10 protein-coding genes are annotated in these 12071 nt (G+C 62.4%); all 10 read right to left on the bottom strand.

Going from position 1 to position 12071, the window contains the following annotated elements:
• Positions 1–23: 23 nt before the first annotated feature.
• The 10 genes from CCGE531_RS02845 to mutS all read right to left on the bottom strand — a co-directional run bounded on the left by CCGE531_RS02845 (position 24) and on the right by mutS (position 12018).
• Complete coding sequence (locus tag CCGE531_RS02845) at positions 24–518, bottom strand: N-acetyltransferase (protein ID WP_120662830.1); 495 nt, start codon at positions 516–518, stop codon at positions 24–26.
• A 2-nt stretch (positions 519–520) separates the two neighbouring features.
• On the bottom strand, positions 521–1177 hold the full coding sequence (gene tsaB / locus CCGE531_RS02840) for a tRNA (adenosine(37)-N6)-threonylcarbamoyltransferase complex dimerization subunit type 1 TsaB (protein WP_120662829.1): 657 nt from the start codon (positions 1175–1177) through the stop codon (positions 521–523).
• Positions 1178–1201: 24 nt separating this feature from the next.
• Entirely contained in the window at positions 1202–1768 is a 567-nt protein-coding gene (locus CCGE531_RS02835) for a NifU family protein (RefSeq protein WP_120666417.1), read from the bottom strand.
• A gap of 117 nt (positions 1769–1885) precedes the next feature.
• A complete protein-coding gene (locus CCGE531_RS02830) occupies positions 1886–2377 on the bottom strand; it encodes a universal stress protein (protein WP_120662828.1) in 492 nt (163 codons plus the stop codon).
• A gap of 74 nt (positions 2378–2451) precedes the next feature.
• On the bottom strand, positions 2452–3516 hold the full coding sequence (trpS, locus tag CCGE531_RS02825) for a tryptophan--tRNA ligase (RefSeq protein ID WP_120662827.1): 1065 nt from the start codon (positions 3514–3516) through the stop codon (positions 2452–2454).
• Positions 3517–3628: 112 nt separating this feature from the next.
• Positions 3629–4021, bottom strand: coding sequence for a VOC family protein (locus CCGE531_RS02820; protein ID WP_120662826.1), 393 nt, complete (start codon positions 4019–4021; stop codon positions 3629–3631).
• Positions 4022–4291: 270 nt separating this feature from the next.
• Positions 4292–5893 carry a murein biosynthesis integral membrane protein MurJ gene (murJ, locus tag CCGE531_RS02815; protein ID WP_120662825.1) on the bottom strand — a complete coding sequence of 534 codons (1602 nt, stop codon included), beginning with the start codon at positions 5891–5893 and terminating at the stop codon, positions 4292–4294.
• The gene (locus CCGE531_RS02810; protein WP_120662824.1) at positions 5890–8805 is read right to left on the bottom strand and encodes a [protein-PII] uridylyltransferase; all 2916 of its coding nucleotides are present in this window, start codon (positions 8803–8805) and stop codon (positions 5890–5892) included. The genes murJ and CCGE531_RS02810 overlap by 4 nt, the downstream gene beginning before the upstream one ends.
• Positions 8806–8954: 149 nt before the next feature.
• Positions 8955–9251 carry a hypothetical protein gene (locus CCGE531_RS02805; RefSeq protein WP_245458961.1) on the bottom strand — a complete coding sequence of 99 codons (297 nt, stop codon included), beginning with the start codon at positions 9249–9251 and terminating at the stop codon, positions 8955–8957.
• Between the two features lie 25 nt (positions 9252–9276).
• Positions 9277–12018: a DNA mismatch repair protein MutS gene (gene mutS, locus CCGE531_RS02800; protein ID WP_120662823.1), complete on the bottom strand. Its 2742-nt coding sequence runs from the start codon at positions 12016–12018 to the stop codon at positions 9277–9279.
• Between the last annotated feature and the right edge of the window lie 53 nt (positions 12019–12071).

Below are 12071 nucleotides of genomic sequence, written 5' to 3'. Positions count from 1 at the left end.
ATGCCACCTGGCTGCAAAATGCTCTAGCGAAGAACGCGGCGCATGACAAGCGCCGTCGATTTCGTGCCGTTGTCGCTGACATAATAGGCCTTGCGCTCGCCGACCGTCTCGAAACCGAGCTTGCGGTAGAGGCCGAGCGCCGGCTGATTGCCGCCATCAACCTCCAGGAACATGGCTTCGCCGCCGCGACTGCGGGCTTCGCGGAGGGCGGCCTGCATCAGCCTCCAGCCGAGGCCGGAGCGTCCGAGCTTGGCGTTGACGGCGATCGTCAGGATTTCGCCCTCGCCTGCCACATGCCGCGCCAGCACGAATCCTGGAAGCGCCTTCTTGAGGATGGCGTTGGTCTGGCGGGCGACGAAGCCGAAGGTGGTCTCCTGCGAGAGGAGATCCTGAAATTCGGTCTCGTCCCAAACACGAGGGAAGCGTTCGCCGTGCAGCAGCGCCACTTCGACGCAATCCTTCAGCTCCATCGGGATGATTTCGTATTCGGCTTTCAGAGTAAGATAGGATTCGAGCATTTCTATTGCCTGGCAACTGCGAATCCGGCCTGCGGTCTGGCATCGGGTCCGCGAAGATAAAGCGGCTTCGGCTTTTCGCCGGCGGGCTTGCCGGCGCCCAGCCGGGCGATGATGGCAATCGGAAATGCGTCTGGCCGCTCCGCCGGCGGCGCATCGCTCAACCGGGCGACGGCCGTGCCGGTGACGATGCCGTCAAAGGCGCTGGCAATCGCCCGCGCTTCGTCGATCGTCACGGCCCGAGCCTCGTCCAGCGGGTTGCCATCGGCATCGAAGCCCTGGAGATAGATCTCCTCGCGCTTGGCGTCGATGGCAGCCAGAACCGACTTGCCCGGATTCTGTGCTCGCACGGTCGCCGCCATGACCTCGAGGGTCGTAACACCAACCGCGTAGATATCGAGGGAGAGCGCAAAACCGCGAGCGGCTGCGACGCCGATGCGGATGCCGGTGAAGGAACCGGGGCCGACGGTCACGACGACACGCTCGATCGCCGAAAGCGTCATACCGGCTTTCGCCAGCGCCTCGTCGACAACGTGCATCAGATGCTCGGCATGTCCCCGTCCGATCGTTTCCGTGACCTCCCCCATCACAGAATCACTGCCGCTATCATACACAGCGGCAGCGCAATCCACACCTGCCGTGTCGAGCGCCAGTACGATCATGTCAATTTTTCCGAAATACGGAGATTAAACGGCTTCGACTTCCTGCACTTCCGGGACGAAATGGCGCAGCAGGTTCTGCACCCCATGCTTCAACGTCGCCGTCGACGACGGGCAACCGGCGCAGGATCCCTTCATGTTGAGATAGACCTTGCCGTCGCGGAAGCCGCGGAAGGTGATGTCGCCGCCATCCTGGGCAACGGCCGGACGCACGCGGGTATCCAGCAATTCCTTGATGGTCAGCACGATCGCCTCGTCGCCCTCGTCGAAGAATTCGCCGCCGGCATCCTGCACTTCAGAAGAAACCGAGGAAGAGCCCATGACCGGCTTGCCGGACATGAAATGCTCCATGATCGAGCCGAGGATGGCGGGCTTCAGATGCTGCCATTCCTGACTTTCCTTGGAGACCGAGATGAAATCATAGCCGAAATAGACGCCGGTCACGCCCGGAATCTCGAAGAGGCGGGCAGCAAGCGGCGAAGCCTCGGCTTCCTCGGCGCTACGGAACTCGGCCGTGCCGCTTTCCATCACCACCTTGCCCGGCAGGAACTTGAGGGTCGCGGGGTTCGGCGTCGCTTCGGTCTGAATGAACATCTTGATCTCCATGCGGCGGGCGAACACCCTGCCCCGACTTTAGAACATTTCAAAAGAAGATAGGCCTTTTGGCCATTCTATTCAAGAGAGTGTTTCTCAAGAAATGGCATGCGCCGATCAGCTGAGGGCGTCGATTTCCTCGTTGTTCAGCGTGTCCGGAAGCACAGTCACCGGGATCGGAAAGGCCGCGGCGCGCCCGGCGATCGACGAGACGAGCGGGCCCGGGCCTTCCTTGGCGGAACCGGCGGCAAGCACGAGAAGCGCGATATCCCGGTCATCCTCGATCACCGCATTGATCTGCTCGGCGGCCGATCCCTCGCGAATGACGATCTCCGAATCGATGCCGATATTTTCGCGGACGGCCTGCGCCGCCTTTGCGGTTGCCGCCTCGGCTTCCTCGCGTGCTTCCGCCCGCATGATCTCCTCGACGCCGAGCCATTGCTGGAAATCGCCTTCGGGGATGACGTAGAGCAAGACGAGGCCGCCATTGGAATTCTTGGCGCGCCGGCCGGCATAATGGACGGCGCGCTGGCATTCGGGCGTGCCGTCGATGACCGCCATGAACTTGCGGCGGTGACCTTCGAGCCGTGAGAGACGTTTTGATACCATGCGGCGACTCTGACACCCGAAGGGGACGTTTTGCAAGCCCCCGTTTTCAGGTGGAAGCTTCCATTACGACATCATCAATAGAGAAAGCCGATGATGTCGCGAACCTGCTTCATCGTCACGTCAGCGCGAGCACGGGCGCGGGCACCGCCATCGCGGAGCACGGCGTCGATGTGGCCGGGATCGGCCATCAGGCGGCGCATTTCCATGGTGATCGGCGAGAGCACATGCACGGCAAGATCGACCAGCGCCGGCTTGAAGACGGAGAATTGCTGGCCGCCGAATTCGGACAGGACATCCGCTTTCGACTTGTCGGCAAGGGCCGCATAAATGCCGACCAGGTTGTCGGCCTCGGGGCGGCCGGCGAGACCGGCGATTTCGCTCGGCAAGCCATCCGGATCGGTCTTGGCCTTGCGGATCTTCTTCGAGATGTTTTCCTCGTCGTCGAGCAGGTTGATGCGCGACAGGTCCGAGGCGTCGGATTTCGACATCTTCTTCGTGCCGTCACGCAGCGACATGACGCGCGGCGCCGGGCCATCGATCAACGGCTCGACCATCGGGAAATAGGCATGCACCGGCTCGTCGCCAACGGTGATATCGATGCCGTAGCCCGAGCGGCGAATGTGCTCCATGAAATCCAGATTGAACTTCATGGCGATGTCGCGGGTCAATTCCAGATGCTGCTTCTGGTCGTCTCCAACAGGAACATGGGTGGCGCGATAAAGCAGAATATCGGCGGCCATCAGGCTCGGATACGCGTAAAGGCCGAGCGAGGCCTGCTCGCGGTCCTTGCCGGCCTTGTCCTTGAACTGCGTCATGCGGTTCATCCAGCCGATGCGGGCGACGCAGTTGAAGATCCAGGCAAGCTCGGCATGCTGCGGCACGGCCGACTGGTTGAAGACGATATGCTTCTCCGGATCGATGCCGGCGGCAAGAAACGCCGCGGTGATCGAACGCGTCTGGCCCGGCATGTCGTCATGCACGAGCTGGGCGGTCAGCGCATGCATGTCGACGACGCAATAGATGCAGTCGTTGTTTTCCTGCAGGGCCACGAACTTGCGGATCGCGCCGAGATAATTGCCGAGGTGGAGATTGCCCGTGGGCTGAACGCCGGAGAATACGAGCGGCTTGAATTCGGTCATGTCGTCCTCAAAAGGCTTGTGGAGGGCCTGGGCGAGCTCGCGCTCGACCCTTGGTTTCGAGCGGCTTATGCACGCGGGATCAGGCAGGATCAAGAGGCTATATGGTAGAGTCTCAGGAAGAATGCTGGATCAGATCCCAGGTGTTGCCGTAGGGATCAGCGAAGACCGCCACCGTGCCATAGACTTCGTGGCGCGGCTCCTCCAGAAAGCGCACGCCCTTTGCCTTCATCGCGGCATGATCGCGGGCAAAATCGTCGGTCTTCAGGAAGAAGCCGACGCGGCCGCCGGTCTGGTTGCCGATTGCGGCGCGCTGATTGTCGCTGGCGGCCTGGGCCAGCAACAGCGCCGCCCCCTCGCCGCCCTTCGGCTTGACGGCGACCCAGCGCTTGCCCTCCGGCTGCACTTCGTCCTGAAGGCAATCGAAGCCAAGGGTACCGCAATAGAAGGCCTTGGCGCGATCGTAATCATCGACGACGAGGGTAACGAGGAAGAGGGATTGGGGCATGGGGGCTCCGGGATCAAATTGATTGCGAGTTTGCGGAGAGTGCGCACCCCCCTCTGTCACTTCGTGACATCTCCCCCACAAGGGGGGAGATCGTTAGGAGTTTGCCGCATGTCCTGCAGAAACAATAGCCTCGGCTTCAACAGATGCGATATTAATTGGGCGTGAGAGGCCACCACATATTACCAATCTCCCCCTTGTGGGGGAGATGTCGCGACAGCGACAGAGGGGGGTTATAGAGGTTTCAGCAGACGCCGGACTCCGATTTGCCCCCTACTCCCCGTTCACCACCTCGGCATCCGGCGCAGCGGCGGCGGATTTGCGGTTGATGTTGCGGCGGATCATGCCGAGATCGGCGCCGCCGATCAGGAAGGCGACGGCGAAATAGATTGCCATGGCGATCGCGATCAGCAGGCCGAGCGTGCTCACCTTGGTCAGCAGCGAGGCGCCGGAGGCGAGATAGGGTTCCCAACGATGCTGCAGATAGATGATCGCGCCGGTCATGACGCCGGCTGAAACAAGCAGCAGCGCGGTACGGCGCGCGAGCCCCCATTCCCAGGTCAGATAACCACGGCGCAGCAGCGTCGTGAACAGCAGAACCGTGCTGATCCACCCGGCCGTCGCCTCCGCGACCGCGATGCCGGGCGCGCCCATATAGGGAAAGAGGCTGAGCGCGATGGCGCAATTGACGGCGACCGCCACACCGGAGAAGCGCATCGGCGTCTTGGTGTCCTCGCGGGCGTAGAAGCCGGGCTGCAGCGCCTTGATCAGCACGAAGGCCGGCAGGCCGAGCCCGTAGATCGCGAGTATCGAGCCGACGATGAGGGTGTTTTCCTGATGGAAGGCGCGGCGCTCGTAGAGCACGCGGATGATGTCGTCCGAGAGGACCCAGAGCGCCATGGCGGCCGGCAAGGTCAGGAACAGCACGAATTCCATCGAACGGTTCTGCAGATTGGCGGCTTCCTTCAGGTGGCCCGATTTCAGGGCGCGGGCAAGCTCCGGCAGCAGCACCACGCCGACGGCAACGCCGACAACGCCGAGCGGCAGCTGGTAGATGCGGTCGGCATATTGCAGGGCGGCGATCGCGCCTTCGCGGCTGGAGGCGATCGCCTGGCCGATCATCTGGTTGATCTGGGTGATGCCGCCGGTGACGGCTGCGGGAATGGCGAGGATCAACAGCCGCGTGACGTTCGGCGTGACGCGCGGCCAGCGGAAGCCGATATTGATGCCGGCATGGCGGACGCCGATGTAGACGACGAGCAATTGCAGGATGCCGGCCGCTAGTACGCCCCAGGACAGATACCAGGCGGTCTGCAGCGGCAGCGCGCCGAAATAGAGCGAATAGAACAGCGCGCCGATCATGACCACATTCAGGAAGATGGGCGCCACCGCCGCTGCGAAGAAATGATGCAGCGAATTCAGCATGCCGCTCATCATCGCCGTCAGCGACATGCACATGAGATAGGGGAACATGACGGCGGCCATGCGCACCGTGATCGTGAATTTCTCCGGGTCGTCGGCAAAGCCTGGCGCGATGATCCAGCGCACGATTAGCGGCATGCCCAGTTCCATGACGACGGTGATCAGGAACAGGACCGAGAAGAGGACGCCGAACACTTCTTCGGAGAAGCGTTTTGCTCCGTCGATGCCGTTCGCCTCGATTTCCTTGGCAAAGAGCGGCACGAAAGCGGCATTGAAGGCGCCTTCGGCGAAGAGGCGGCGGAAGAGATTCGGAAAGCGGAAGGCGGCGTAAAAGACGTCAGCCATCGGCCCGGTGCCGAGGGCGGCGGCCATCAGGGTTTCGCGTGCGAAGCCGAAGATGCGGCTGCCAAGCGTCGCACCACCGACCGTGATGAATTTCTTGACTAGGCTCATGCGGCAGAACCGGCTTTCTTCTCGGGGTCTGACTTTTCGACGGCGACGCTGCGCGTGGCGGCGGGCGCGATGATGCCTGATGGCATGCGCTCGCGCATTTCATCCTCCTCGCCCGCCATGACCGCCTTCAGGCGCGCAGTGATATTGGCTCGCTTGTTCTCGTTGGAAATCTTCTGCCCGACGAGATCGGTAACATAGAAGGTGTCGATGACTTTTTCGCCGAAGGTGGTGATGCGCGCCGATTGGATATCGAGCGACAGGTCCGAGAGAACGGCCGTGATTTCCGACAAGAGGCCAGGGCGATCGAGGCATTCGACCTCGATGACCGTAAACTTGTTGGAGAGGCTGTTGGTGATGATCACCGACGGCGGGATGACGAAGGCCTTGTTCTTGCGGCGGTTCTTCGTGCGCGTCGCGATGACTTCCGGCAGCCGCTTGCGGCCGGCCAGCACATCCTCGATCATCTTGCCGATGGTGCCGGCGCGGCGCAGCTCGTCGGCATCGTCGGGAAATTCGCGGCTGACGTGGATAGTGTCGAGCGCGCGGCCGTCCGATGTCGTGAAGATCTGTGCGTCGGCGATATTCGCGCCGGCCGCCGCACATGCGCCGGCAATCACGGTCAGCAGGCGCGGATGGTCGGGCGACAGAACGGTGATCTCGGTGATGGCGTGGAAGCTGTCGGTGCGCACCATGGTGGCAAGCACCTTATCCGCCTTGTCCGACTGGCGAATGAACTGCGTGTGGCGGATCTGATCCTCCAGCGGCACGGACAGCAGATAGGGCTGGTAGTGCAGCTTGACGTAGGCCTTGCGGTCCTTCTGGCTCCAATCCGCAAGAGCCTGTTCAAGCGCTTCGGCTGCCGCTTCGGCCCGCTCCTTGCGCGACACTTCGGAGAAGCCGCCGGCAAGCAGCAGTTCGGTTTCGTAATAGAGCGTGCGCAGCAGCTGGCCTTTCCAGCCGTTCCAGACGCCCGGACCGACGGCGCGGATGTCGCAGACCGTCAGGATCAGCAGCATCTTCAGCCGGTCGAGCGACTGCACCCGGTCGGCGAAATCGATGATGGTCTTGCGATCGGTCAGGTCGCGCGTCTGGGCGACCATCGACATAGTCAGGTGTTCCGCGATCAGCCAGACGACGAGCTCCGTCTGCTTCGGCGAAAGGCCGAAGCGCGGGCAGAGCTTGCGCGCCACCTTGGCGCCGGCTTCCGAGTGATCTTCCTCGCGGCCCTTGGCGATATCGTGCAAGAGCACGGCAACATAGAGGGCGTCACGATCCTCGATATTGGGCATCAGCTTGTTGGTCAGCGGATGAACATCCTCGGCCTTGCCCTTGTCGATCTCCGACAGCACGTCGACGGTGCGGATCAGATGCTCGTCCACCGTATAATGATGATACATGTTGAACTGCATCATTGAGACGATCTTGCCGAATTCCGGGATGAAGCGGCCGAGCACGCCGGCCTCGTTCATGCGGCGCAGGATCAATGCGGGATCGCGCTTCGAGGTCAGGATGGCCAGGAACAGGCGGTTCGCCTCTTCGTTCTCGCGCAGATCATTGTCGATCAGGTTCAGCGATCGCGTGACGCGCTTCAGCGCATCCGGGTGAAATTCGAGGCCATTGATGTCGGCGACGAAGAACAGCCTGATGAGGCTGACCGGATCGCGCTTGAAGACATCGGGATTGGCAAGCGCGATGCGGCCGCGATCCTCGACGAACTCGACGGTGCCGGCGATCTTGCGCGAACGGTTGGCGAAACGGCTGATGACGCCGGTGAGCCCCGGGGTGGCTTTGGCTTGCTGATCCTCAAGCGCCGCGCAGAGAATGCGCGTGAGATCGCCGACATCCTTGGCGACAAGGAAATAGTGCTTCATGAAGCGCTCGACGGCCGAAAGGCCGGGGCGGGCATGATAGCCAAGGGCTTCGGCGATATCGCGCTGGATATCGAAGGAAAGCCGCTCTTCCGCCTTGCCGGTCAGGAAATGCATGTGGCAGCGCACGGCCCAAAGGAAGTCCTCGGCCTTCTGGAAGAGGCGATATTCCTGCTTCGAGAGTACGCCGAGCTTCACCAGTTCGGCGGGATCGCGGACATGGTAGTAATATTTCGAGATCCAGAAGAGCGTGTGCAGGTCGCGCAGGCCGCCCTTGCCCTCCTTGACGTTGGGCTCGACCAGATAGCGGGTATCGCCGGCCTTGCGATGGCGCTCGTCACGCTCGGCGAGCTTGGCGGCGATGAATTCCGGGCCGGTATTGGTGACGATTTCCTTGTCGAAGCGCGCCTGCAGCTCGCGCTCCAGCGGCGCGTTGCCGCAAATATAGCGGGTTTCGAGGACGGCGGTGCGCACCGTCATGTCGGACTTGGCCTGGCGGATGCATTCCTCGACCGTGCGCGTGGCGTGGCCGACCTTGAAGCCCATGTCCCAGAGCATATAGAGAATGAATTCGACCGCCTTGTGCGTGTCGCTCTCCGGCTTCGGCTGGAAGAGGAAGAGAAGATCGATATCGGATCCCGGCGCCAGCGTATCGCGGCCATAGCCGCCGACCGCCGTCACGGAGAAGGCACCCGCCTGCTTCGGATAGACGTGACGGACGGTGAAGTCGTAGAGGATGGTGATGATCTGGTCCTGCAGCCAGGAGATCCGATAAGCGCAATCAAGGCCGCCGCCTTCCGCGATCAGCGACCGCCGCGCCGCCTCGCGTCCCTCCTGGCTCGCCTTTTTCAACAGCGCGAGCAGAGCGGAACGCTCCTCATTCTTGTCCAGGCGGCGTTTGGCGAGAGCCTCGCATTCCGCCCTTAGCGCGGAGACATCGAGAATGGTCGAAAAATCGATATGATGCGTTTCCATGCTCTGCCGATCGGCTTTCTGTTCGCTGACAGCGGCCCGTTGCTGGCGCGCCTGTCTTCTCGTCTGCATGCGCTATAGCCCCTTTGGCCTGCGATTGACACAGGCATTCTACGCCCGGGTCTCTCGAGGGTAGAATGCATGGAATCGACGATCCCTATGGTGTCTACCGGGCCAAAGTTGACGAAGCGTGACGGCAATCGACGCAGAAACCGGCAGTTTTAGGGCCTTGCCGGCTCGATCGCCCGCCTGAGCTCGTTCAGGCTATGTAATATGTTGCGCGACTGGGCGCCGATCTGCGTCACCATCTCGCGTTCGCATTCCCAATAGCCGGCCTTTGCGATCTTCGAGCAGATGTCGGAAATGCGGCTGCAGGACAGAGTGATGTCGAGGAGGCCGCGATCGGATTCACAGTCCGGGGGCTCACCCTCGCCACAGATCTTGCCGCGGGCGGCAATCGGAGAGAAGCGCTCGCCCAGAATGCGGACTTCGGCGAGAAGAACTTCGAGATGCATCATGTTGTCCTTGGGATATCGCCTGTGATCAGCCGGTCTTGGTGAGGGTTTTCTTCAACTCGTAGAGCACGTCGAGGGCGGCTCGTGGCGTCAGATCGTCGAGATCGAGCGTCTTCAGCCGCTCCTCGACCTTGGAGGGTTCTCGCCGGCCGCTCGCCTCCTCGCGACGAACAGCTACCTGGAAGAGAGGCAGGTCGTCGATGAGCTGGCTTGCCGGATTCTTGCGGTCGGCATCTTCAAGCCGCGTCAGAACGTCGCGGGCGCGCGCCACCACCGAGGCCGGCAGGCCGGCAAGACGTGCCACCTGAATGCCGTAGGAGCGATCGGCAGCACCCGGTCCGACCTCATGCAGGAAGATGACGTCGCCATCCCATTCCTTGACGCGCATGGTGGCATTGGAGAGCCGGCCAAGCTTTTCCGACAGGACGGTCAGCTCGTGGAAATGGGTGGCGAAGAGGCCTCGGCATCGGTTGGCTTCATGCAGATGCTCGACGGCGGCCCAGGCAATCGAAAGGCCGTCGAAGGTAGCGGTGCCGCGACCAATCTCGTCGAGAATGACAAGGGAACGTTCGGTCGCCTGATTGAGGATCGCCGCCGTCTCGACCATTTCGACCATGAAGGTCGAACGTCCCCGCGCCAGATCGTCGGAAGCGCCGACGCGCGAGAACAGCCGATCGACGATGCCGATATGGGCCGATGCGGCGGGCACGAAAGAGCCCATCTGCCCGAGAATGGCAATCAGCGCGTTCTGGCGCAGGAAGGTGGACTTACCGCCCATGTTCGGGCCAGTCAGCAGCCAGATGGCGCCATCCTTGCCGTCAGCCTGTGGAGAAAGATCGCAATTGTTGGCGACGAAGGGTCCACTCGCCTGGCGGCGCAGCGCCTGTTCGACAACCGGATGGCGGCCGCCTTCGATGGCGAACATGCGGCTCGCGTCAACGAGGGGACGGCAATAGGCCTGCTCCTCGGCCAGCAGCGCAAGACCTGCCGCGACATCGATCACCGACAGAGCGCGGGCGCCGGCCTTGATCGCCTCGGCGGCGGCAACAACGGCCGCGACCATATGGTCGAAGGCTTTCAGCTCGATGGCCAGTGCCTTGTCGGCGGCATTGGCGATGCGGCTTTCGAGATCGGCAAGCTCGGTCGTGGTGAAGCGCATGGCGTTCGCCATCGTCTGGCGATGGATGAAGCGCGCCTTGGCCTCGCTCGTATCCGTCATCGGACCGGCATTGCCGGCCGTGACCTCGATGAAATAGCCGAGCACATTGTTATGTTTGATCTTCAGCGACTTGATGCCGGTTTCCTCGGCATATTGCAGCTGCAGGCCGGCGATGACACGGCGTGACTGGTCGCGCAGTGCCCGCACTTCGTCCAGCTCGGCATTCGCCCCATCTCTTAAGAAACCGCCATCCCTCTTCAGCAGAGGCAGCTCTTCGGCAAGGGTGGCGGCGAGCATGGCTTCGAGATCGGCAGGCAATGCGCTGAGCCCGGCCAGCGCACCCTTCAATTCCTCAGGCAGAAGTGCGCCACCGAGCATGCGCGCGACATCGGCCGCCGCCGCCAGCCCCTGGCGGATCGCCCAGAGATCGCGCGGACCGCCACGATCGAGCGCCAGCCGAGACAAGGCGCGCGGCATGTCGGGCACATGCTTCAAGGCGGAGCGCAGATCACTGCAAAGCGATGGCTCCTCCGTCAGGAAGCCGATCGAATCCAGACGCTCGTTGATGCGCTGCGGATCGGTGAGCGGCGACATCAGCCGTTCGGCGAGAAGTCGGGCGCCGCCGCCGGTCACGGTGCGGTCGATCGCCTTCAGCAGCGAACCGTTGCGATCGCCTGAAAGCGTGCGAACCAGTTCGAGATTGGCGCGTGTGGCGGGATCGATGAAAAGCGTGGAGGCGCCGCTTTCACGCTCCGGAAGCCCGAGCGGCGGCCGCTCGGCAAGCTGGGTCTTTTCAACATAGGCGATGGCGGCGGCAGCGGCGGCCAGTTCGGCGCGGCTGAAAGTGCCGAAGCCGTCAAGCGTGGAAACGCCGAAATAGCGCGTGATGCGGCCCTCGGCGCTGGCGCTGTCAAACAGCACCGCCGGCTGCGGAACGGCGGTGCGGCCGAGTATGTCGAAAGCCGGCTTCAATTCCGGATCGTGGAACATCGTATCCGGCAGGATCAGCTCGCGCGGATCGATGCGCAGGATATCGGCCAGCAGCCTTGAGGCTTCCGTCTCTGCCAGCCGGAACACACCCGTCGAAATATCGATCCAGGCGAGCGCCAGCTGCGGCTCGGCGCCGCCGCGAATGCGGGTGAGCGCCATCAGATAGTTGGATTCCGAGGGCGAAAGCAGCTTTTCTTCGGTGATCGTGCCAGGCGTGACGAGGCGGACGACGTCACGCCGCACCACCGACTTGCCGCCACGCTTCTTCGCCTCGGCGGGATCTTCCACCTGCTCGCAGACGGCGACGCGGAAGCCCAGTGAAATCAGCTTCTGCAGATAGTCGTCGGCGGCATGAACCGGCACGCCGCACATCGGGATATCCTGCCCCATGTGCTGGCCGCGCTTCGTCAGCGTGATGCCGAGCGCGCGCGAGGCGTCGACGGCGTCTTCGAAGAACAATTCGTAGAAGTCGCCCATGCGATAGAACAGCAGCGAACCGGGATTGTTCGCCTTGATCTCGATATATTGCTCCATCATCGGAGTAGCCGAGGCGCGGCTTTCCTCCGAGGCAAGCTCGGCGGCCGAGAAAGCATCGATGCTGGCGTTAATACGTTCGTTCACGGAGGTGCAGTTTTTCCAAAAAATGAGGTGCCACCCTATCCGCGCGCCGCTAT

It is taken from the genome of Rhizobium sp. CCGE531 (genome assembly GCF_003627795.1).
Classification (GTDB): Bacteria; Pseudomonadota; Alphaproteobacteria; order Rhizobiales; family Rhizobiaceae; genus Rhizobium.
Note: the sequence above shows the minus strand (reverse complement) of the source record. Positions and strands in the feature narration are given on the sequence as shown.